Source organism: Candidatus Methanoprimaticola sp. MG2 (assembly GCF_047501175.1).
Lineage (GTDB): Archaea > Thermoplasmatota > Thermoplasmata > Methanomassiliicoccales > Methanomethylophilaceae > Methanoprimaticola.
In genome coordinates, this window is record NZ_JBEQWH010000001.1 from 191,602 (window position 1) to 214,567 (window position 22,966).

Annotated in this window: 16 protein-coding genes; 12 read left to right on the top strand and 4 right to left on the bottom strand. The window is 47.6% G+C overall.

Annotation, left to right across the window (positions count from 1 at the left end; translation table 11 throughout):
* Nucleotides 1-191: 191 nt before the first annotated feature.
* Complete coding sequence (locus V5D86_RS00875; protein ID WP_414594812.1) at nucleotides 192-512, top strand: nucleotidyltransferase family protein; 321 nt, start codon at nucleotides 192-194, stop codon at nucleotides 510-512.
* Nucleotides 513-1,122: 610 nt separating this feature from the next.
* On the top strand, nucleotides 1,123-4,308 hold the full coding sequence (locus tag V5D86_RS00880; protein WP_414594813.1) for a hypothetical protein: 3,186 nt from the start codon (nucleotides 1,123-1,125) through the stop codon (nucleotides 4,306-4,308).
* 137 nt (nucleotides 4,309-4,445) lie between these two features.
* On the opposite strand, the gene V5D86_RS00885 is transcribed toward V5D86_RS00880, so the two are convergent.
* From V5D86_RS00885 to V5D86_RS00895, 3 genes are read right to left on the bottom strand one after another with little or no spacing between them, the layout of a single operon-like run.
* On the bottom strand, nucleotides 4,446-4,793 hold the full coding sequence (locus V5D86_RS00885; RefSeq protein WP_414594814.1) for a hypothetical protein: 348 nt from the start codon (nucleotides 4,791-4,793) through the stop codon (nucleotides 4,446-4,448).
* The gene (locus tag V5D86_RS00890) at nucleotides 4,790-5,524 is read right to left on the bottom strand and encodes a transposase (RefSeq protein WP_414594815.1); all 735 of its coding nucleotides are present in this window, start codon (nucleotides 5,522-5,524) and stop codon (nucleotides 4,790-4,792) included. The genes V5D86_RS00885 and V5D86_RS00890 overlap by 4 nt, the downstream gene beginning before the upstream one ends.
* Nucleotides 5,496-6,026: a hypothetical protein gene (locus tag V5D86_RS00895; RefSeq protein ID WP_414594816.1), complete on the bottom strand. Its 531-nt coding sequence runs from the start codon at nucleotides 6,024-6,026 to the stop codon at nucleotides 5,496-5,498. The genes V5D86_RS00890 and V5D86_RS00895 overlap by 29 nt, the downstream gene beginning before the upstream one ends.
* A 228-nt stretch (nucleotides 6,027-6,254) precedes the next feature.
* Between V5D86_RS00895 and V5D86_RS00900 the strand changes: the two genes are divergently transcribed.
* From V5D86_RS00900 to V5D86_RS00945, 10 genes are all read left to right on the top strand, one after another.
* Complete coding sequence (locus tag V5D86_RS00900; RefSeq protein ID WP_414594817.1) at nucleotides 6,255-6,533, top strand: hypothetical protein; 279 nt, start codon at nucleotides 6,255-6,257, stop codon at nucleotides 6,531-6,533.
* 253 nt (nucleotides 6,534-6,786) lie between these two features.
* Nucleotides 6,787-7,473, top strand: a complete 687-nt coding sequence (locus V5D86_RS00905) for a hypothetical protein (RefSeq protein ID WP_414594818.1) — start codon at nucleotides 6,787-6,789, stop codon at nucleotides 7,471-7,473.
* 211 nt (nucleotides 7,474-7,684) lie between these two features.
* Nucleotides 7,685-8,287, top strand: a complete 603-nt coding sequence (locus V5D86_RS00910) for a DUF1819 family protein (RefSeq protein ID WP_414594819.1) — start codon at nucleotides 7,685-7,687, stop codon at nucleotides 8,285-8,287.
* Entirely contained in the window at nucleotides 8,284-8,478 is a 195-nt protein-coding gene (locus tag V5D86_RS00915) for a hypothetical protein (protein WP_414594820.1), read from the top strand. Before V5D86_RS00910 ends, V5D86_RS00915 begins: the two co-directional genes overlap by 4 nt.
* Before the next feature lie 9 nt (nucleotides 8,479-8,487).
* Nucleotides 8,488-8,880: a DUF1788 domain-containing protein gene (locus tag V5D86_RS00920; protein ID WP_414594914.1), complete on the top strand. Its 393-nt coding sequence runs from the start codon at nucleotides 8,488-8,490 to the stop codon at nucleotides 8,878-8,880.
* Between the two features lies 1 nt (nucleotide 8,881).
* Nucleotides 8,882-12,436: a BREX system P-loop protein BrxC gene (brxC, locus tag V5D86_RS00925; RefSeq protein WP_414594821.1), complete on the top strand. Its 3,555-nt coding sequence runs from the start codon at nucleotides 8,882-8,884 to the stop codon at nucleotides 12,434-12,436.
* Between the two features lie 4 nt (nucleotides 12,437-12,440).
* A complete protein-coding gene (pglX, locus tag V5D86_RS00930) occupies nucleotides 12,441-15,947 on the top strand; it encodes a BREX-1 system adenine-specific DNA-methyltransferase PglX (RefSeq protein WP_414594822.1) in 3,507 nt (1,168 codons plus the stop codon).
* Nucleotides 15,948-15,951: 4 nt separating this feature from the next.
* Entirely contained in the window at nucleotides 15,952-18,465 is a 2,514-nt protein-coding gene (pglZ, locus tag V5D86_RS00935; protein ID WP_414594823.1) for a BREX-1 system phosphatase PglZ type A, read from the top strand.
* Between the two features lie 9 nt (nucleotides 18,466-18,474).
* Nucleotides 18,475-20,535: a protease Lon-related BREX system protein BrxL gene (brxL, locus tag V5D86_RS00940; protein ID WP_414594824.1), complete on the top strand. Its 2,061-nt coding sequence runs from the start codon at nucleotides 18,475-18,477 to the stop codon at nucleotides 20,533-20,535.
* Nucleotides 20,536-20,566: 31 nt separating this feature from the next.
* Nucleotides 20,567-21,712, top strand: coding sequence for a DUF3800 domain-containing protein (locus V5D86_RS00945; RefSeq protein WP_414594825.1), 1,146 nt, complete (start codon nucleotides 20,567-20,569; stop codon nucleotides 21,710-21,712).
* A 448-nt stretch (nucleotides 21,713-22,160) separates the two neighbouring features.
* Here V5D86_RS00945 and V5D86_RS00950 read toward each other — a convergent pair whose 3' ends face one another.
* Nucleotides 22,161-22,826 (bottom strand): tyrosine-type recombinase/integrase, encoded by a 666-nt coding sequence (locus V5D86_RS00950; protein WP_414594826.1) that lies wholly within the window; start codon nucleotides 22,824-22,826, stop codon nucleotides 22,161-22,163.
* Between the last annotated feature and the right edge of the window lie 140 nt (nucleotides 22,827-22,966).

The window sequence follows — 22,966 nt, forward strand, 5'->3', positions numbered from 1 at the left end:
ACGGTCCGTCAGGGATTGTGTATATTTAAATTCGATTGTAATCGAATAATAATTGGAAAATAGATTTTACTCGACTATAATCGAATGATGTTTGAGTACGGGGATATCGTTAACCTTCGGTGTATGGATGTTTGGACTCCTATGGGAGAAATCTGTCGATATGGTTCCCGACCCTTGTTTATATAGCGTAAATGCTATCATGTAGTTGTGGGCAAGGTCAAGGAGTATACGTTCGAGGAGCTTTCCCGGATAGTCGGAGTCATTGCTGCAGACTATGGCATGAAGCGCGTAACATCTTCGGTTCTAGGGCCTGCGGGGACAATACAGAGGACAGCGACTATGATTTCCTCGTCGTTCCCGATGATGACTGCGGGATGTTCAGGCTTGCAGGGTTCTTCAGCAAGTTGGAGGATGTGTTCGGTGATGTGGATCTCGTCTGCGACGACCCGGCCGAGGGTGATGATTTCATTCAGAGGATATCCAAGGATTTGAGGTTGGTATATGAGGCCTGATTCGGGAGCGTGTCACCGAACTTTCGTTTGAGGTTCCCGAACGTCGTCTCTATGTGCCAACGTTTCCCGTAGCCGATCTCTTCCACACACTTCTCGCGACCCACCTCGAGCATCCTTTGAACTTCCCGCTGGAGCTGTTCCTTCCCTTCTGGTCCAGTCCGCTGTGGATGTTTATGATGAACTTATATAAAAACCATTGAAAATCCATCTAATATCAGTCATAATTTCGAAATTCTCGAGTTTGAGCTACTGAGGTGTAGCTCAAGATCTGGAATTTCGGATAATTGGATGAATGATTATATTTTCAGATATAAATCAATACTTGTTTTATTTCATTTAACGGTCGTTTTTATGTTAAAAATGCCTGTTTCATTATTTTTGTGGCTATTTTGTGACTACAAAACACCCTGTTTTCCTAGTCTACTGATTTACAACTCTATTTTTCATTTTTAATGTGCCAGGGCTATTTTGATTAGGTGTGGCTTTGGTCTTCTGATTATTTCTTGAACATCGATTTAGATCTGTTAGAATTCAGTGGCTTTTTAAAATAGAACAATTACAGAAGGAACAATAACATAGAACACATATGCGTATTTGAAAAGGAGATAATATGACTAAAGGTGGGGAGAAAGGGTATGGATTTCAAGATAATGTGAAATCATATTTTGTTCTCCTGATGGATCTTGAAAGGACAATTCATTCTGTAGATAGTGAGATAAATACTGAAAAAACTCACAGTATGGATGATATCGAGATAATAATGGACGACGGTCAACATTGTTTCCTTCAATGTAAGAATTATTCTGAACTGAAGATATCAGAAATAAAAATAGAGGGCAGTGAGATTACAATAAGAGCTGCCAAGCATCTTTTATCGCCAAATGGTAAAAACGTTCTTATCGTGCATAATTGGGATATATCGCCAACAACTCAATTCATGGGATTGGATGCGACAAATATCGGTGATGTAGTTGTTGCGCGTTGCAATATTTCAGATAGAGATCTGTTATCGAATAGATACCAAAGTCAACTTCGTGTCAATAAAATCCTTGATCTTGTAGATAAACATACAGAGAATGGTGTCGGATTAATAACTAGATCGGAATTGCCTTTGTTATGTACATATTCGACAAAACTGTTGAATGATACTGTGAACATAGATCGCGGAATCAATATACAATTGAATGAAATAAATTGTATTGTCGGAAAGCCAGGTTCTGGAAAAAGTCATTATTGTAATACAATGATGAACAAACTCGATCCAAATGATTGCATTCTTTATCGTTTTTGGATTTCAAATGACGATCCTGATTATGAAAAGAGGTTGTCTTATGAGGAATTTATATATGACCTATCAAAAAAGTTGTTTGACAATCCAGACATAAAAACAGATGCTCAAATAATTGAACGTATCAAGCAGAGAGGTCATATTTTGATTCTCGACGGTCTTGATCACGTTTACAATTACAGGCCAACGGAGTACAAGTACTATGAATCGTTTATCGATAGGTTATCCGGACATACATTGGTTATTTTCTGTCGCCCTTTTAAAGAATTAAAATGGATGAAAATGGAACTTGATGATTGGAGTAAAGATCAGTCCGATTATTTCATTGAAAAAGCATTCGATATCAGTGATGTGGCGATACAGAATGAGATCTTTGATTCCGTTAAAGGGTATCCACTGTTGACATATTATGTTGCAAAAAATTACACTGTTACGAAAAAAGTTCAGAATTATAGTGACATAGTTGAGATATCAGATTACTATGCCAAATTGTTTGAACCAATTAATGAAAAGACACTTTTATCTGTTTTGTCCATTAGTCCTAGGTATTTGACAGAAGCAGATATAGATTGTCTTTTGGAAAGTCCGTTTAATCATGTAGTTAAAGAATTTATCAATCAATACTCATTTCTTTTCTCTTCCAAGTTGAATCGGTTTTCCCCGCTCCATGATAGTTTCTGCAATTATCTTAAATCAATTCCTGAGTGTAACAACAGGGATTTTCATGATCTTATAGTGAAAAAAGCAATTGAATCATTACTTTGTGGTGAGACAAGATTTATGTCAAGAGTCGGTTCATTTGGTTTGAATCAAGAACAAAAACAGCAGTTGTTGCATGGATGCTGCAATTATGATTATCTGATCAATGTATTGAACAATACATATGATTGGGAATCCGTTGTTGATTTTTATAGAATATTGAAATCTTTCCTCGATGATTGTTCAAATTGTTTTTCGCTGTCAGAGTATTATGAATTTATTCTGATATCATTGATACTAGATCGTAATTTAGCAATAGAAGATGAGAAATTAATGTATTACTGCGCAAAACAGATGGTTATGCAGGATAAGGAAGAGTCAGATGTATTCAGTATGGGCCTTTTGTGGGCAATGATTGTGAAAATAAAAACAGGATCTGGGAATGTACTATTTCAGTGGGCTAAAGATAATAATCAAAACACTGAGAACTATCTGGAAATTTTGGATGATGATCTGAAAAAAGATACCAAAATACTCAATTTGCCGAACGACGATAAATATCGTAATAGAATCAATTATGAGCCAATATCTGAACAGTGGGCCAGATGTGGTTATCTTTCTTATGTTTATGATGATGAAAGTGATGCATTCCGCAAACATGTTGTAGAATTAATAGAAAAACCAATAGAATATAAATGTAAAATATTGGACTACTTAATTTCTATCGGAGTGAAAAAATCAGAATATGATTTCAATTCAATACCACGCAAGATCATTGATTATTTGTATCGTAGTGGTAAATTGAGGGAAGGAAATCCATATCTTGAATCCATAGATGCAATCATAACGTCGGAATATAAACGCGGTTCTTTTGATGTCGGGGAATCGATCAAAAAATGTTTAATATTGGCCGATGTAGAAAATCGCATCGTAAACTTGGATGGCTTATGGAAATATCTCTTTATGTATTGGGAGAGAAAGGACAGTTCTGTGTTATTTTTGCCTCATTTATTGATGATGTTCGAGTCTAAAGGATTGATATCGATGGTGGATTCGATATGGCTGATCGTCAATCTTCAAGATATGTCGGAAAAAGGAATACGCCACCTATTGTCAGAATATGTGAATGATAGAGGTGAGGAGTCGGTAAAATATTGTATCGAGCATCATTTACAGGAATATCTTTATTATTATTATATTTTTAAACCAGAAACAATCGACATGCTTCCTGATGTTGAAATTATTAATGAATTTGATAAATTGACAAGAAATGTTGATAACATTAACTACTATAGTATCGCCAGTATTATCGAAAGCCGTCATCGTGACCTGCTCCTAAAATTGATTACATTGAATCATATTTCTGTTCGTGGAGTACCGTCAGATCTATCGGAAGTGTTTTCAAATTGTCAGTGCGACTATCGTGAGAATGAAGAACCTGGACATCACGATATAGTTTTGGATAATTATGTCAGATCCGATGATGAGAAAACGATAATTGAGCAAAAGATTAGTATGTTGGATTTAGCCAAATATCACGATGGATGGCATAATGTTTTACCTTTTCCTGAGTTATACGCCAATTATGACAGTATAGAATTGAACAACAACTACGGTGTGATCTTGCACAAGTCTCTTTTTACTAAATATTATCAAAAATGGTATGGTTCTTGGAATTTATGTCCGTACACGGTATTAAGATTAGCTGAGATTGCAAATGTTGATATTAATTGGCATGATTATTTTGATTTGTTTAAGAGATTCATGTCGATCTCTTTAGTGTGGGATACAACATCTGGTGAGGAATAATCATATTCTGAGTATGCTGTTCCATCTAGCAATATCTTTCTCGAATTCCGCATCCATCACAGCATAGACTTCCTTGGCGATGGCGGGATCTTCCGCGATCAGTCTATTCATCCGAAATTCCCGAGTTTGAGCTATAATCACTCCGAGTTGTCCGCGACGTTGAGCCGAGCGGGGTCTTTGACCCCGAACAGCTCGAGGATCTCGCGGACCTTCTTCGTCTTCTCCGTACGGACCTTGACACTGCGGTCGTCGATGATCTTGTACGTGGCCGCGAACATCAGCATGTTCTCCACTGTCAGATCCTTGGTCTTCGCTGTCGATACGACCTTTTGCATGCGCACCCGGATCATCAGGGCCAGGAACTTGATCATCAGGCACCCGCGCGCACGCACTGGGTCACCGGTGCGTCCCTGCCTGCCGTCCAGCTCCGACTTGAACACGTCGAAGGCCATCTCCACGTTGTTCCTGGCATCGTACGATGTCATACTGTGTCCCAATCCATCCTTGGCGTGAGCATCACGAACATGCCCGCGCGGTTCCTGAAGAACGTCATCGCGTTGTTCCTGTACGACAGGTGCATCGCATCATCGCCGTCCACGGTGTAGTCCAGGTACTTCGATAGCCGGCCGGCCCTCCTGTTGAACGTCTTCGCGGGATCCTGGAACACCTTCCCCTCGAGCTCGTCGATCCTGGCCATCAGGGCCTTCTTCAGCTCCTGCTCGTCGTCGCTGCGCTTCTTGGAATCGAAGCACACGTAGGCGCGTACACGGAACGATGACCCAGCGAACGCGGGGTCATCGTCCGTGACGTACGCGTACCCGTCCCCTTCGGGGACGATGCCCAGCATACGCTCGCAGACGCTGTAGACGTGACCGTCGTGGATCCTGTCGTACTCCGGTTTGGTGACCTCGGGTGCGAAATCGGTCAGCAGCCTCTTCACCGCCTTCGACGAGACGGTGCACGGCATCACGAAATCGATGCGGGACCGCATCATGTCGGCGATATTGCCGGCGCTCTCGAACCCGCAGTCCATTATCGGGGTGCACCCAGGCACCCTGGAGTTCATGTCCGACGCTAACCTCTTCAAGGTGGTGATGTCCGAGACCGATCCGGGGAATATGTCGAATGCCACCGGCTCCCCCTCGCAGTCCGTCGCGAGGCCGATGTTGATCTGCTTGAGTTCCTCATCACCCCTGTTCCTGTCCCATTCCGCCATCCCGTCCAGGTCCGAGTAGGTGGATTGCGACGTGATGTCGTACAGGAACCTGCTGCCGGAGGACTTTGGTGATCTCGCTCATGCGCTGTGACGAGAAGTCCATCTCGCCGAGACCGACGACCTCCCTGATGTAGGTCGATTCCAACGTCAGTTCAGTGTCCATGAAGGGTGTGGTCGACAGCGCCTGGGCCATCGCCAGGCACATCATCGGCCTCTCCGCCCCGCCGAACGATTTCGAGAGGTCTTCCAGGAGCTCCAGGTCGTCGCAGACCTGCTTCGCGACCATCACGTTCCCATAGTCCTTGACCCTGAACCCGTCATCCTTCAGAGTGAATTTCATCGAATCGGTCGAGAATTTCTTGGGAATCAGGTTCCCGGTCTCCGGATCCACAACACCGAGATACTCCTTCTGTGAAACGAGATTCTTCTTGCCTGGCATCCGCTTGGACGTGCACCTGTACGCGTACCTCTTCCCGTCGCGTTCCTCGTATCTGATGGACATGGTAGTATAGATATTGAGATACACACATCTAAGGGGTTCGTTTATATATTATATATAAGCACTTTATAAACATAAACGGGTCAGAAAATGGAGCTACACCTCAGTAGCTCAAGATCAGGGAATTTCGGAAGGAATTAGGAAAGACACCAGTTTACTTGACTATTTTTAAATATTGCGACGTTTGTTTCCATTGTGAATTTATTCCTACACATTTGGAGGATAGTCTAGATGGTAGTTGGAAACAGTCCTGAACTGGATAAGATATGTGTTGAAGAAGCTCGTAGAAAAGCGAAGTATCCCCGAGGAAACGGCCCTACCGTTCCGAAGAAGAAATACTCAGATAGTTCAAAATCTCAACCTTTTAGGAATGATCAAAATTACTATGATTTCCGTTATGGAATTTGGGTTGCAGATCCCAATTCTAGTTTGGGTGATGATGAGAAAGAAGCTTTCTCGATCACTAATGGTCGTTCGTTGTCTGGCGCAGGTAGACTTAGAAAATATTGAGGCAACATCTGATTACTTCGATCTTTGAATTGATTTCATACCACATCAGGCAAAGGATAATGCAGTTTATTACTGACAGACGTGTTTTTCGGATACGGTTGTCGGTTTCTCATTTAAAAGGCAGTCTATCATATTTCAAGTCGCCTTTTGAATAGAGAAGAACTCTGGGAATTAAGTTACCCGGTAGAGATATGGACAATATCTATTTAGCAATAATATTGAGGTCGCCGACTCTAAAGGTGTCAACCTCTTTGTGATATATGGGAAGAGGGAGCTTGACGAAGGGACTATGTCATGGCTGAAAGGACTTCATCATTCTAACATAGCCAGCATCAAGAATCTGCATGCCAAGTTATACATGAACGAAAATCTCGCAGTCATCTCATCGATGAACCTGTATGAATATTCACAGGTCAATAACGAGGAGTTGGGTATACTCTGTGGGAGGAGGGAGGATCGTGTAGAGTTCAAGGACATAACATTCCAAGTCATGCGTATGATAGGTATTTCTGACAGGGAACATGGTAGGTGGGATGTCGGGGATCTAGAAAAGCCGATTAGAGGGCTATTCAGACGCGGTAAGGGGGCGAAAGATTCCAGGGACGAACCTATTGAGATAATCGAAGTGGAGTCAGATGATGCTCCCACATACGGTTTAGAAGAGATTGTAGACAATGAACCTAAGATACTCTGCCATTGCATCAGATGTGGACGCATCATTCCGTATGATCACGAGTATGTCTATTGTGGCAGGTGTATGGATTCTTGGCAACGTTATTCGAATCTGAGATACGTAGAGCCAGATGGTCATTGTTATGTTTGCGGCAGATCGTGTAACGTTTGTGCTGAGAGACCTGCTTGTTTCGAGTGTTATAGGGTCCATGCTACAATGGTCGGGAAGAGATGCGATTCCATGCGTGAGATCGCTGGGAAAAGGTAAGACTGTACTGACAATCACCTGATTTGTGTTGGTCTGTGGAATATATGTTATCGTATGGGCTTTGTGCGTATAATAACAATAATAACAAACATTACAGCTTATTGTTTATTTACTTACCTGAAATGTCACATGTATGGTGAGATGTCTGCCCAGGCAAATCCAGTGCACCCTTACGAGTATGGTTATAACGTCGCAAACTATGTCTGAATCGATGACACCTAGCCTGCGCTATAGTTCGGCGATGCCCGCTTCCCCGTTCGCATTGGATGAGACGAGGATGATGGTCGGACTGATGCTGGAATCGGACGATCGCGATGAGATCCGCAGGATGGTCCATGATGGTAACCTGTTGAAGGTGAAGAGCGTGAGCAATGAGAAGAAGCTCTTCAATTACATCTACAACAGGCTGGAATCCTTCCCCGACGAGTTAAAGCGTGTGATAATAGGTTCAGACGAGGCGGATTCCCGTTATGTGAACTTCATCTCGATAATGTCCTATGATAATCTCTTCAGGGAGTTCGTGTTCGATGTGTACCATGCCAAGATGCTGGGCAGAGATCCGATAACAGATTTCGACATCATGAATTTCTTTGAGCAGAAGGCCAGGGAGAGCGAAGTTGTTGCCGATTGGAAGTATGAGACTGTTTTCAAGCTCCGCAGGCTCTACACGAGGATACTGTTCGAGGCTGGATTGCTCAAGAAATCGTCCGGTATTCGCGAGATTACAGCCCCTATGATTTCCATCTCGACATCCACGCTTCTTATGGACAACGGTTTCAGAGACTATCTTGGTGCGACGGTGGGGATAATATGACAGTGTTGAACATCCACGAGAGACTCAACAGGATCGAGAACAGGATCCGTAACGACCCGTTCGTCAGTAACAGGTCCCTCAGCTGCGGTAACGGGGGATACATTTTCGATTACGACCCCGAGGATGAGCTCGTGGTACGTGATTTCATCAGTAAGTTCAGTTCAAGAGGGGATCTGGGATTCGACATCTAGGTCATCGACCTGTTCGATGATATCATGATTCCCTATATCGAGAGCGAGGGATATCTCCAGGATGTCTTTGATATTGAGGAGGAATGCCGTACTGAGGGTCTGGATTCGATGAAGGACGCCATTGCCTCGCTTTTCCAACAGGGTAGCAAGGATGATGTCTTCGTCAACTACATCACGGAACATGCTGTTGAAGGCAACGTGGTCTTCATAACGGGTGTGGGGAAGTGTCACCCGTTCATCCGTTCACACATGATAATAAACAATTTCAACAGCAAGATGTGCGGCGTCAAGACCGTCCTTTTCTACCCCGGGGTATACAACTTCGAGGGGCTCAAGCTGTTCGGCACCATATCGGGAGGGAACTACTACCGTTCCATGGTCCTGGTCGAGAGGAGTGAATGATATGCAGGTCAAAGACATCTTCGTAAAGGATATCAATAGGTCGATGAACCCTGTCATCAAGGTCAGCGACCAGGATGACGAGGAGACCATCTTCCAGGAACTGGACGAGTACGTGGTCACACAGGAGATTGACAAGAACTTCGAGAAGCTGTACCGTGGGATAACGGACGGCATGAAGGAGAAGAAGGACCATATCGGGGTGTGGATCTCCGGAGATTTCGGAAGCGGAAAGTCTCACTTCCTGAAGATCACATCGTTCCTCCTCAAGAACCAGGCGATATGCGGCAAGGACTCCATAGACTATCTGAAGAACAAGGTCTCCGAATCCGTCTTCCCGATGATGCAGGCCGTTGGCCGTCGCAACATTGACACGATCCTCTTCGACATCGATGCGAAGAGCAGGGACGGTCAGAGCGCCGACAGTCTGGTGCAGACGTTCGCCCTCGTTTTCAACGAGATGCTCGGGCTTAGCTCGGAGATGGCCGTGGCCAACTTCGAACGTCATCTGATTTCCATAGGGGCCTATGATTCGTTCAAGGATTCCTACAAGCAGGTGTCCAAGGGACAGAAGACATGGGAGGAGGACCGTCACAAGCCGGCTTTCATCAAGGGTGGCGTCACCAAGGCATTGGTCGCGTGCGGTGCGTACGATAATGAGGACGAGGCCGCTAGGGTCGCAGCATCCATCTCATCGAAAGCGAGCATCAGTGCAGAGGAGTTCGCCACGATGGTCGGCGACCACTGCCGTTCCAAGGGAAGTGATTACTCACTGTTCTTCTTGGTCGATGAGGTTGGACAGTTTATCTCCGGGGATGTGCAGAGGATGCTCAAGCTCCAGACCATCGTTCAGGAGCTCGGTGTCAGGGCAAACGGCCAGGCATGGTGCATCGTCACGAGCCAGGAGGACATCGATTCTATTGTCTCCGGTGTGAGTAACAACGATTTCTCCAAGATCCAGGGACGCTTCAGCACCAGGATCAAGATGGTTTCCTCGGATGTGAAGGAGGTTATCGAGAAGAGGGTCCTGGAGAAGACCTACGATGCGAAGGTGTTCCTGGAAGCCTACTTCGAGGGCAACAGTGCTGACATCGGCAATAAACTCTCGATGAAGAACACCAAGGAGATTAGGCTGTACCGCGACAAGAGAGAGTTCGCCAACACATACCCCTTCATCCCGTATCAGTACGATATGCTCCAGGTGATGCTCACCCAGCTGAGGGACAAGAGCAACGCCGGGAAGAACCTGAGCAACGCCGCCCGTTCGATGCTGAAGATCTTCAAGGACACCGCTGCAGCGAATTGTAACGAGGGCTTGGATTTCGTCGTGCCGATGCACGCGTTCTACGACTCCATCAGGGACGAGCTTGACTCACCTACTGGATTGGTGTTCAACCGTGCCGTGGAGAACGACCAGCTCAACGATTTCGATGTGGATGTGCTGAAGACGCTGTATCTGGTGAAGTACTATCCCGCGTTCGCCACCAACCTGGACAACATCGCGGCTATGATGGTCTCATCGTTCGACCAGGACCGTCTCCGCCTGAAGGCGGAGATCGAGCAGTCCCTCAACCGTCTCATAGAGCAGAACTTCGTCCAGAGGAGCGGCGATGTGTACTACTACCTGACCAACGAGGAGCAGAGCGTCAACCGTGAGATCCAGAGGGAGACCATAGACGAGTCCTCGCTGTATCAGCAGATCTCCCAGGTGGCGTTCGGTCAGATATTCGGAATCTCCGGAAAGTACCGCTACGATTCGAACCACGACTACCAGTTCAACAAGTACGTCGATGACGAGAACATCGGCAACACGGAGCACGAACTCACGCTCCGCATCAGCACCCCCCGCGACAAGACTCCGGAGGTGCTCATGGCACCCCGTTCGGAGAACGGGGTGATCTTCGACATCCCGGATGACAAGCGCACCCTCGAGGCTTTCGCCGAGTACATCAAAACGGATAATTACATCCGCAAGAAGAGCGGGACGCAGATCCCTCCGGCGGAGAGGGAGGTCCTGGACAAGAAGCGTGTCGAGCTTCCGGCGATGAAGGAGCGTGCGAAATCCCAGCTGAGTGCTGCACTCCAGGATGCCAAGGTCTACGTGAACGGCAATGAGATGGACATCTCCAGCAACATGACGCCTGAGGCCCGTATGAAGGACGGTATGAACCGTCTCATCCAGTCGGTGTACAGCAAGATGGGCTACGTCAAGGGAACACGTACCACCAAGACCATAGAGGACCTGTTCAAGCTGGGAACCGTGACACCGTTCGACGATTCGGTCAAGGATATCCGTCTCGCGGTCGACGAGGTCTCGAAGCACCTTGCCGAATGCGATGCATCCAGGATGACCGTTCTCGTGAAGAACGTCATGGAGAAGTTCGGAAGGAAGCCGTACGGATTCGGTGATGTGGACATCCAGTGGATCCTCGCACTGATGTTCCGTCATGGGAGGATAGACCTGTTCTACGACGGCATGGAGTATCGCGGTAATTCGACGAAACCGCAGATGATCCCCGACCTGCTACTAAAGTCCCGCAACTACGACAAGGTGAAGGTCATTGTTCGCGAAGCTGTCACCGCCGAGCAGATCTCCCGTGCAAAGGATGTGTACGACTCGATATTCCGCAAGACCTTCCAGCTCGACGAGAACCTCATTGTCTCGTCGGTGAACAAGGATGCCTCGGAGCAGCTGAAGGCCATCGACACTCTCATGGAGAACTACAGGGTCACGCCCCAGTATCCCGGGAAGGATGTACTTCTGGAGATCCGTGAGGTCATGGAGCGTCTGTCGAAGCTCCAGTCCTCCGAGTTTTACAAGTACACCGATCAGAACGAGCCCTCTCTGAGATCGATACCCGGAAGGTTCGACGACATCAAGGACTTCTTCGCTCCCGACAGTAGGCGCAAGAATCTCTACGACAGAGGTATCGCAGCGATAAGGGATTACGAGAGCAATGTGGATTTCCTCGGGCAGGATGCCAAGGTCATCGCCGAAGAGATCGGAACGATCATCGACGGGAAGGACTCCAAGCTGATACCCAATCTCAATGTGCTCTGTACTCAGCTCGATTCGAAGATCGACGATGCTGTCGGAGGATACCGTGGCAAGATGGTTTCCGAACTGGAGTGCAAGATCTCCGAGACCTCAGCGGTCTTCGAGGATCATCCCGCGCTGTGCGAGGAGTTCAGGGGCATGTACAGCGGTATCCTGCAGAGGATCAACGATGCCACATCGATCAACGACATCATAACGGCTTGCAAGGGATACGATTTCCAGGTCGAGAGGTTGAAGGACAGGATTCCAGCTCCCGCACCTGCGACCCCTCCAGTCTCCGAGAGGGGCGACTCTCCCGGTGGGGCACCTGTGCCGGAGACCCATCCTGAGCCCGAGGATGTTCCACATGTTCCGAAGCCCCGTGCGAAGATCAGCATCGGTTCGGTGTCATCCAACAGGAGGGCCATCGACTCAGAGGATGATATCAACGAGATCGTCGAGGATCTCCGCAGGAACCTGAAGGCAAGACTTTCGAACGGACCGTTCGACATCATATGGTGATACCATGGACCGTGCAGCAGTAGAGAGGTTCTCGATCGAGGCGAGGAGGAAGCTCAGACAATCCGTCGATTCAGCGATGGCCGACCTGGGGGTGGGAGAGGGTCATGATATGGTCTCAATAGAATCCGCTGGAGATATCACCATCATCACGCTGAAGGGTGGACTCCAGACAAGGATCACCAGGGATGAGGCCAACTGGCGCGAGAAGCTGATCGAGGCTATCGACAAGTCAGGATACGACAACATAGTCGAGCAGGTCGCGTACACATGGTTCAACAGGCTCATCGCCGTGAGATACATGGAGGTGAACGACTACCTTCCGACCCATGTTCGTGTGCTGTCGTCGACGGTCCCCGGGAAGGATGAGCCCGATCTCGTCACTAGGTGCACCTCCGTCGACCTCGGGATATCGAGCTCGGAAATGGAGGACATCATCCGTCTCAGGGACTCCGACAAACTGGACGACCTGTTCTCCAGGATGTTCATCCATCAGTGCAAGGTGTTAAACAGGATCCTCCCGGAGCTGTTCACAGTCACCAAGCCGTATGAGAACCTTCTTCTCCGTCTTTCCTACACGAACCCGGACGGTGTTGTCAGGGACCTTGTGGACAACGTTCCGGAGGAGGACTTCAGGGATGCGGTGCAGATCATCGGTTGGATGTACCAGTACTACAATTCCGAGGTGAAGGACGAGGTCTTCGCGAATCTCAAGAAGAATGTGAAGATCTCCAAGGAGCGCATCCCGGCTGCCACGCAGCTGTTCACACCGGATTGGATCGTCCGCTACATGGTCGAGAACTCCGTCGGAAGGGTCTGGTTGGATGGTCATGACGATCCCAATCTCAGGAAGGGATGGAGGTACTACGTCGACGAGGCTCAACAGGAGCCGGAAGTCGCAGCTGCTCTGAAGGAGCAGCGCAAACCCCGTCAGACCATGATGCCCTCAGACATCAAGGTGATCGATCCCTGCATGGGAAGCGGTCATGTCCTGGTCTACGCGTTCGATGTCCTGATGCAGATCTACGACAGTTTCGGTTACTCCAAACAGGATGCCGTGGATCTCATCGTCACCGACAACATCTATGGATTGGATATCGACGACAGGGCGTATCAGCTTGCATATTTCGCGGTGATGATGAAGGCCCGCCAGTACGATCCCAACGTGTTCTCCAAGGGGCTGAAGCCCAATCTCCATTCCATTCCGGAATCCAACGGAATCGACGAGAGTGCGTTGGAGGGATACGGCACCATATTGAGTGCACAGGATTCCGCCCTCGCCCGTAACGAGATCATGTATCTGCTGTCGGTGTTCAGGGATGCGAAGACCTACGGTTCGTTGCTGAGGATACGTAAACTGAACTGGGATAATATTGGGAACTATCTCAAGGGTCGCACTGGTACGCTGTTCAGTAATCCAGAACTGGATGCAACCATCCGCGAGATCGTCGATGTGGCGAGGGTCCTGACAACCAAGTTCGATGCTATCATCACCAATCCTCCGTATCTAAGTTCATCGGGAATGAATCCCGATCTCTCCAAGTTCGTGAAGGACGCTTATCCTGATTCGAAATCGGATCTCTTCGCCTGTTTTATCGAACGTTGTCTCGAGTTCTCCGGAAAGGACGACTATGTCTCGATGATAACGCAGCATGCGTTCATGTTCCTGTCAAGCTTCGAGATGCTACGTTCCAATCTTCGTAAGAAGTCAATGGTCATGTCGATGGCCCATCTGGGGCCACACGCGTTCGACCAGATCGGGGGAGAGGTGGTTCAGTCAGTCTCATTTACTCTTTGCAATGAGGTGAACCAGGATCATGTAGGCACGTATTGCCGTTTGATAGACGGTTATGGGGAAGCAGAGAAGGAGAATCTCTTCCTTTCAGGAGACAACCGTTATTTCGTCAAGCAATCCAGATTCGATGCAATCCCTGGCGCACCGATTGCGTATTGGTTCAGTAAAAGGATGATATCGTGTTTTGCGGAGGGACAGTCTCTAGATACTATTGTAAATCTGTGTGCTGGGTTAGCAACTGGGAACAATGATGTGTATCAGCGTTCGTGGTTTGAAGTTGATTATCGTAATATTGGTTTTGGTATTTCAGACGTATCTGAAACAACGAACAGAAAAGAACGCTGGTATCCTTGCAATAGTGGAGGTAAGTATCGGAAGTGGTATCCTGCAGATACGATTGTAGTTGATTGGAAAAACAATGGAGAATCAATAAAACATTATAGAAATAAGAATGGAAAGCTAGCCGCACGTCCTCAAAATACAAGCATGTATTTCAAGGAAGGCTTTACATGGAATAAACTGAGTTCTTCGGAGTTCGCTGTAAGGTATAAACGTCCTGGTTTCATATTCGATGATACTAGTCGTTCTGCTTTCATATGTGAGAATTATTCTTTAGATTACTGTATAGGGTTGCTGTCTTCCAATGTGACGTTCAGTATTCTTAAAGGACTTAATCCAACAATGAGTTTCACTAATAATGATATTAGTAGAATACCTATGATTTACTGTGATGAAGAGAAGAACAAAGTGGTAGATTTAGTAAGACAGAATATAGCATTATCCAAAGAAGACTGGGATTCTCAAGAGTTGTCTTGGAATTATGATCGGTGTTTTGTTGGTTTTAGTACCGTATCGGAGTATGTTGAAGAACAGGTTAAGGCAGCTAACAAACGCTACAATAGTATGAGATCTAATGAGAGGGAACTGAACAGTATCTTCATAGAAATATACCAATTAGAAGATGAGCTTTCTAAAGATGATGCGTCTCCAACGACAACAGAATTAATTGATTCAAATTGTGCTGTGAAAAGATTAATCTCTCACGCAATTGGTTGTATGTTTGGTCGTTACTCTCTTGAATCTCATGGACTTCAGTTTGCAGGTGGTGAATGGATTCAACCCGATAGGGAGTATCCTGTCGATTCGGACAACATCATTCCGATTAACGACAATGATTATTTTGGGGACGACATTGTCACGCGTTTCGTAGATTTCATCAGAATCGTGTTCGGTGAGGAGAATCTGGAAGAGAACCTCAAATTCATTGCTTCTGCTTTGGAGATCAAAGGTTCTGGTATTGCTCGTGACAAGATCAGGAAGTACTTCCTCAACGATTTCTACAAGGATCATCTCAAGATGTACTCCAACCTCCCGATATACTGGCTGTTCGATTCCGGCAAGGAGAACGGATTCAAGGCACTTATCTACATGCATCGCTACGATGAAAACCTCATCGGGAAGATGCGTCAGAACTACCTACTCCCGATGCAGAAGAGATACACTGAACAGTTCGATGCGGAAACCGATTCGGTCGTCAGGTCCAAGCTCCAGAAGAAACTGGATGAGATCGCCGTATATGATCTGGCCATGGAACTCTACTCCTCGGACAAGGTCTCTATCAATCTCGATGACGGTGTCAAGGTCAATTATGCCAAGTTCCAGAACATCGACAACCCCGGAGGTAAGGGTAAGATCAACCTCCTCTACAAGTTGAAGTGATATCATGGAGAGCGACGAAGTCACATCTATGCTGATGGCCCGTTTCGATACAATCTCCTCAAAGACCGGAGTCGCACCGAGGATCGTGTTCTGGTCGGATCCGAAGAGGGAGTTCTCCGATGCTGTGGATTATTTGGAACTCGGGGACATCAAGATCATCAAATGGGACGGGTTCAACGGGTTCTACATCAAGTACACCATCGAGGTTGAACAGAAGGAGGCCAGATTCCTGGTGTACATGCCCGGAGCAATCCCTCCGGATGAGGACAACATCCTTGCGGACACCATCCATTACTCGAAGCCCCTGTTCACCGCCGATAAGACAGCTTGCATCTGCACCGAGTTGGGGCTGTCGGAATCATGCAACGAGGTTGTCAACGACCATGTCGGATTCTTCAACAGTGTCGAACGCAAGAGGAAGTTCCTGAGGTTGCAGCCGAAGGAAGACGACCCTGACAGTGTTCTCGATGCCATGTTGGCAGTCTCATTGGGTGTCAATTCCATGGATTTCACCGATATCCTGTCGGATGTACTGGTGAGATACTCGGATTCACCGGAGTTGGAGACAGATACAGCCATCTTGAATCTGATCGACGATTACGGCCTGTCCGATTGTTTTTGGGATCACTGCAAGGAGGAATTCGGATACATCGGAACAAGGTCCATCAGGGATCTCTCTTTCAGTCTCTTCATAACAGCTGCAACCTATTCGACGCCACTTGTCGAATCTCCCAAGCTATCCAACTACATCCTGAGGAACGGCCTTCGCACCTCGACGGTCATGAGGAGGATACTGAACGACTCCAGTATATCGTTCAGGATGCGCTCCCTCTCGGATTGGATTTCCGAGAGGATAGATCTCAGCACTGTTCTGAGGGCATTCGAGCCCAGTGCCGTGATCGGAGTGGGGGTGTTCTCATGTGTGGATGATGTCATAGTCGACCGTTTCATCGACCAGATCTCCAGCACGCGTTCTCCTCTGGACAACAGTGCCGTTCGCATGATCGACGAACGGTTGAACATGATCGACTCCGATGCTCACAGATTCGATTACGACATGGTCCTCTCCGCATCCAGGCTGCTGCGTCTCTGCAACGAGTACAGCAGTGATGTCATCAATACAACCAGTGTGGACAGGATGATCGACCGTTATTCGGATGGATGGAACGGCATCGACAGGGAGTACCGTCATTTCATCAAGAACTCGGACAGATCCGGGTCCTCCAATCTAGAGGTCCTTTGCAACCTGGTGGAGAACACATACTCCAATCAGTTCCTCAATCCCGTTACGGAGAGGTTGTGCTCCATGATTAGGTCCTATGATGACCTCCCCGGACCCGCACAGACCGATTTCTGCAAATCCTTCATCGAGAAAGGTCGGAAGACGGTCGTAATCATCTCGGATGCCTTCAGATACGAGTGTGCAGTGGAGTTGATGGAGAATCTCGGCAAGAACTCCAGATACAGGGATTGCAGCATAAAGCACATGATCTCAACAGTCCCGTCCATCACCAAATTCGGAATGGCCGCCCTCCTTCCCAACGATGGGCTAGAGGTCAGTCATGACGGTAAGTATAACGTCCTCATATGCGGTCAGAGCACCGAATCCGGCACGAGGGAAGCGGTGTTGAACTCCGTTTATCCGGATTCCGCGGTCATCAGGTACTCGGACATGGGCAAGGGGAAGAAGACCGAGCTGCGTGAGCGCTGCAAGGGAAAGGACCTCATCTACGTCTACCACGATGCCATCGATGCGACAGGAGATGAGGCACGCACAGAGAGCAAGGCCTTCGACGCATGTGACGATGCGATCAGGGAGATCGAGGATATCATATGCACGATCACCAATTGGAACTACACCAAGTTCATCATCACGGCCGATCACGGTTTCATATACCGCAGGCGGGACATGCAGGAGATAGACAAGATCTCCGCCGTCGAGGGTTTCCAATCAGGCAGGCGTTACGCGTTGAACGACCGTAGGTTCGGCCTCGACCGTTCCATCGAGTTCTCCCTCGATTACCTGGATGAATCCAACTCCGGTCTGTACGTCTCCGTTCCGGATTCCGCAGGATTGTTCAAGCTGCAGGGCGGAGGGCAGAACTTCGTCCACGGCGGGATCTCCCTGCAGGAGATCGTCGTTCCAGTCGTCACAGTGTTCACCAACAAGGGTGCTGTAACGGAGAAGTACGTAGGCCTCAAGACAGATGGGAAGAGGGACGTCAAGCAAATGTCCCCCAGATTCGTCCTTCTGCAGGAGCACCCGGTCAACAACGAGTACCGTGAGGCGGAGTACAGCATCTGGATCGAGGACATGAACGGTCAGAGGATATCAGAACCGCAGAAGGTCGTCGCCAACAGGGTGGATCCGACCGCGTTGGATATCAGGATCACATTCAAGGTCGAGCTGAAGGTGAACATGATCAGATTGGTGGTCAGGAACCTCACCGACCCGGATGAGGAGCCGAAGAGGTTCGATTACAAGGTGAATGTCATGTTCGCGGATCTGGGATTCTGAGGTGGTTCCATGAGCAACAACGATTACATCGTACAGGGTTTCAACAAGCTGCTTCCGGTGATGTCCCATTTCGTCACCAAGTCGTTGAAGGATCACTTCGGTCCGGATTGGTGGCAGATTGCCGTCATAGACACGTTCAAGGACAGTCAGAAGCGTGATCTTCCCACAAGCGGACCAGAGGACGATCTGGTCTCAAGGTTGGATATCGCCCGTGTCCTATTGCTTCTGGACCTTCACTGGAAGGATGTCTTCAGTAACATGACATCGTTCGAACCCCCCGGATTGACAAGGGACTGTCGTTCGTGGGCAATCGAACTATATAAGTTGCGCAACAGGTCTGCACATGTAGGTCTCAAGGATTTCTCCAAAAGGGATACTCAGAGGGCCATCGACACGATGATCAGGCTCTGCGAGTGCTTCTCCACCCCGGTTGCAGAGGAACTCGGCAGGATTTACGATGAGGTCGAGGGATTATCGGCATCCGAACCGAGAACAACCGATGTGCAGACTTCCGAGATTGTGCAGCAATCCTTCACTTCGGATCCCGTTCCCGTGATGCGGCAGCATGAATCAGGTGCACCTGTGAACATCGATGTCATCGACCTTGTCGATTCCTTCGAGGGCTGTATCGTCCGCAAGGACCTCACCAAGAAGATCAAGGAAGGTGCCAACGTCCCGATATTCGTCCTGGAGTACCTTCTGGGGATGTACTGCTCTTCAGATGACGAGGACGAGATCAACGAAGGTCTGGAGACTGTAAAGGACAAGTTGTCGCGTCTGTACATCAGGCCAGACGAAGCGGAGAGGGTCAAATCAAACATACGTGAGGCAGGAGAAGGATACGCCATCATCGACAAGGTCTCCGTCACACTGGATTTCAAGAAGGACATCTACGTCGCATCGTTCCTGAGTCTCGGCCTCATCAACGTTCCCATCTCGAGGGACATGGTAGTGATGAATCCCCGTCTCCTTTCTGGAGGGATATGGTGCATCATCACCTTCGACTACTCATACATCGGTGATGAGAAGGTCCTCAATCCGTTCAAGATCACCCGTCTGTCACCGATCCAGATGCCTTTCGTCGATGTCGACCATTACGTGGATCAGCGTCAGGCTTTCACCAAGGACCAGTGGATCGGACTGATGCTCAGGTCCACGGGAATCGAACCGAACAGCATCGACCAGCGTACCCGCATGCTATTGTTGGCGCGTATGATGGCGTTGGTGGAGAACAACATCAACATCTGCGAGCTCGGACCTCGCAGCACCGGTAAATCCCACGTCTACAAGGAGATCTCCCCCAGCAGCATCCTGGTGTCCGGAGGACAGGCGACTGTTGCTAGCTTATTCTTCAATCTCTCGACCAGGACTCCTGGATTGGTCTGCAACTGGGATGTCGTCGCGTTCGACGAGGTTGCCGAGATCAAGTTCAAGGACAAGGATGCCATCACTATCATGAAGGATTACATGGCATCCGGATCCTTCGCCAGGGGTGGGGAACAGCTCGAAGGCAAGGCTTCGATGGTTTTCGTCGGAAACATCAACGAGAGCATCAAGACACTTCTCCTCCAGGCCAGTCTCTTCAAGCCGTTCCCTGTGGGGATGAACGAGGACACCGCGTTCCTGGACAGGTTCCACTGTTACATCCCGGGGTGGGAGATCGAGCCGTTCTCCCCGAGTACTTTCACAGACGATTATGGGTTTATCTGCGATTACTTCGCAGAGATCGCGAGGGAACTGAGGAAGAAACAGTTCTCCGAGGTCATCGACCGTTATTTCAGGTTGGACTCAAGTCTAAAGCAGAGGGATGTAACATCGATCAAGAAGGTCACATCAGCCATGATGAAGCTGATCTATCCCGATGGAAGGGTGGACAAGGAAGGTGTCCGCGAGATCCTGGAGTTCGCCATGGAGATGAGGTCCAGGGTGAAGGAGCAGCTCAAGCGCATCCAGCCCGATGGGGAGTTCGAGGATGCCCGGTTCATCTATCATGATCTAGAGACCGGTGAGGCAAGAGAGGTTTTGGTTCCTGAGTGTGTCAGTTTGTCTTTACAGCAAGGCATTGAGTGATACGCAGGCCCATTTCAAATGGATGTGAAATATGGAAACAATCGATGTATGGCAAAATGTTCAGTTGGGAATAGTAGACCCTACGCTATCGGAGGATTGGAACATCTACTATGATGAAACCAACAACATCGGTAAATTTAGGTTTGATAAGGACAAGTTAGAATTGGTTAACGATTCTCGTGGTATATATCGTGATTTCATGTTGGGCGGAATTGCCATCCCACCTGGAGTAGAGCTGGATACAGACAGTCTAGTCGCATCGTTAAAAATCAACAAATTATCCGAGTTAAAGGCCAAGTCCTTCTTCAAAACAAATGATTTTCGCTATGACATGGGAAGTAGGAATGTTGTAGCACTATTGGATTGGTTGGTAAGGTCACCCGTTTACATTCATTATCATTGTTTTGACAATATCTACGATGCTGTGGTGGAAATCGTGGATGAATCTCTGGAGGCACCTTATGGTAAGTCTCTGTTGATCTATCATGCAATAATGAAGGATTGTTTCTACCAGCTTGTAATGAATGATCCTCGCGAATTTATATCCATACTTGGACAATATGGATATCCTAATGTTAGTAATACAGATAAGGGAGTTTTCTGTCACGCTCTTGTTTCATTTATTGAAGAATGGAATGATGTGGAGAATCGCGATTATTGGTTCTTTAATGAGGTCTTAAGACAGAATTTAAAAGCTATTTCAAAACAGACTAGTTTTATACAGTTGAACTTCGGAGAAAGAGGCATTTGGATTGATGGTTATTCTCATGCGTATTGGTATTGCATGTTCGGTGCACCTTTGGCAACTCATCATTTTGATGAAGAGTATGAGATCATAAGAAAGTTTGAAACAATTGATTTCAGGATAGAAGGTAAACCATATGTTTCTTTTGAGTTTATAGATTCTAAGTATTCACTGTTGATTCAGATCTCTGATGTTGTTGTAGGGTTATTGGAGAGATATTTCAATTGGATAGATGAGCATGATGATGAGTATTTGAACAATGAGATGGAGGCGGTTACTCAATCTCAATTGAAGTCGTTTCAAATATTACATGAATTAATTGATCGTGTTGACAGTCGTTGTCCTTATTTGATATCTAACATGGTTCCTCATAAAAGACGTATGTTCTACCTTGAATTGCTATCACAAGAATCTAGCATTGGTGATTGTTGAATTCTCGTGTTGTATTAGATTAGAGAAAGGGTTGGGCCGGAGTTGATCATGAATCGTGGGTAAGCCGAGAGATGGGTCTGAAATACGGGATCAATGTTCATAACCGCCCGAAAAAGCCCAGAAGCGATCTCTTCCGGACACCGAAAGCATATAAAGATCCTTTATAAACAGTCGGGGATGAGTGGGCCCGCCCGGATTTGAGCCCATGTTCTGCGTGTGGACATCCGCGATGTAATACATTCGCGGTCATTTGTTCACACTTTCGTATTACGGGAAACTGTAGTACGCTACGAGCATCCCGATACCATATTCCAAAGCTCGTTATAAATTACTTTTCGTCCATGTGTTAACCACGCGGTCCGCTTAGAAATTACAAAAATGGAGAAAAAGGAGGCCGATGGCAGTTCATATCTCACTAAGAACCGTGGCCTTTGTTTGATTGAATGGTTCAGTATTTCAGTTTAGACATGGCCGAGCTCATGTCGTCCATGTTCACGCCGATGTACTGCAGGGTCTGATCTATCGATTCATGGCCCATGATCTCGGCTATCTTCTCGATCTCCACATGATTTTTCCATAGTTGTCTCCCGAATGTCCGGCGAAGCGTGTGGTTCGAGAATTGGAATCCTGCTCTTTTCCTTAGCGGGACGATAAAGCGGGCATCGAACCCAGTCCCCTTTTCCGCGAACGGTTCTATGGTGCCACCCTTGATCGTGATGAATAGCGTATCCGGAGCAACAGCTTCGGGGTAGAGTTCCCGAACTCTCCGGATGTTGGAATTGCGAGCCGCAATCATCCGTTGTAGAAGCTCATATGTTCCTTCTGGAAAAGGGATGGATCTCCATTTCCCGCCGTGCCGCCCCTTCCCACGAACGTCGAGATAGTTCGGATGGATGTCGCATACCCGGAGACGAATGACCTCCACACGGCGCAACCCCAGACACAGTTCCAGATGGACCGCTACTTCCTCCTCGATTGTCTTGGGCATGTCGAGAAGAGCTCTCGCCTGAACCGGGTCCAGCCAGTCCACGTGGACGCGACGGTCATGTGGCCAGGACAGGTTCATCTTCTGCATGGTGAAGTTATCGAAGAACAGCAGGAACTTGTTGAACATGGAGAGATACCATCTCTTCGTCCTGACGGCCAGATGTTCGAACGCTTCGAAAACGAGATAGTTGATCTCCTTCTCTCCGATTAGATAAGGGAGCGTCTGCATCCCCTGTTCTCTCAGGATCGTCATGCAGTGTTCCGATC

Bases quoted from the DNA above. Each gene is read 5' to 3' on its own strand.
- V5D86_RS00915 (WP_414594820.1), top strand. From the start codon at position 8,284: ATGACAGTGTTGAACATCCACGAGAGACTCAACAGGATCGAGAACAGG.
- V5D86_RS00885 (WP_414594814.1), bottom strand. From the start codon at position 4,793: ATGACATCGTACGATGCCAGGAACAACGTGGAGATGGCCTTCGACGTG.
- pglX (WP_414594822.1), top strand. From the start codon at position 12,441: ATGGACCGTGCAGCAGTAGAGAGGTTCTCGATCGAGGCGAGGAGGAAG.
- V5D86_RS00890 (WP_414594815.1), bottom strand. From the start codon at position 5,524: ATGGCGGAATGGGACAGGAACAGGGGTGATGAGGAACTCAAGCAGATC.
- V5D86_RS00950 (WP_414594826.1), bottom strand. From the start codon at position 22,826: ATGTTCAACAAGTTCCTGCTGTTCTTCGATAACTTCACCATGCAGAAG.
- pglZ (WP_414594823.1), top strand. From the start codon at position 15,952: ATGGAGAGCGACGAAGTCACATCTATGCTGATGGCCCGTTTCGATACA.
- V5D86_RS00910 (WP_414594819.1), top strand. From the start codon at position 7,685: ATGACACCTAGCCTGCGCTATAGTTCGGCGATGCCCGCTTCCCCGTTC.
- V5D86_RS00945 (WP_414594825.1), top strand. From the start codon at position 20,567: ATGGAAACAATCGATGTATGGCAAAATGTTCAGTTGGGAATAGTAGAC.
- V5D86_RS00880 (WP_414594813.1), top strand. From the start codon at position 1,123: ATGACTAAAGGTGGGGAGAAAGGGTATGGATTTCAAGATAATGTGAAA.
- brxL (WP_414594824.1), top strand. From the start codon at position 18,475: ATGAGCAACAACGATTACATCGTACAGGGTTTCAACAAGCTGCTTCCG.
- V5D86_RS00895 (WP_414594816.1), bottom strand. From the start codon at position 6,026: ATGTCCATCAGATACGAGGAACGCGACGGGAAGAGGTACGCGTACAGG.
- V5D86_RS00900 (WP_414594817.1), top strand. From the start codon at position 6,255: ATGGTAGTTGGAAACAGTCCTGAACTGGATAAGATATGTGTTGAAGAA.
- brxC (WP_414594821.1), top strand. From the start codon at position 8,882: ATGCAGGTCAAAGACATCTTCGTAAAGGATATCAATAGGTCGATGAAC.
- V5D86_RS00875 (WP_414594812.1), top strand. From the start codon at position 192: ATGCTATCATGTAGTTGTGGGCAAGGTCAAGGAGTATACGTTCGAGGA.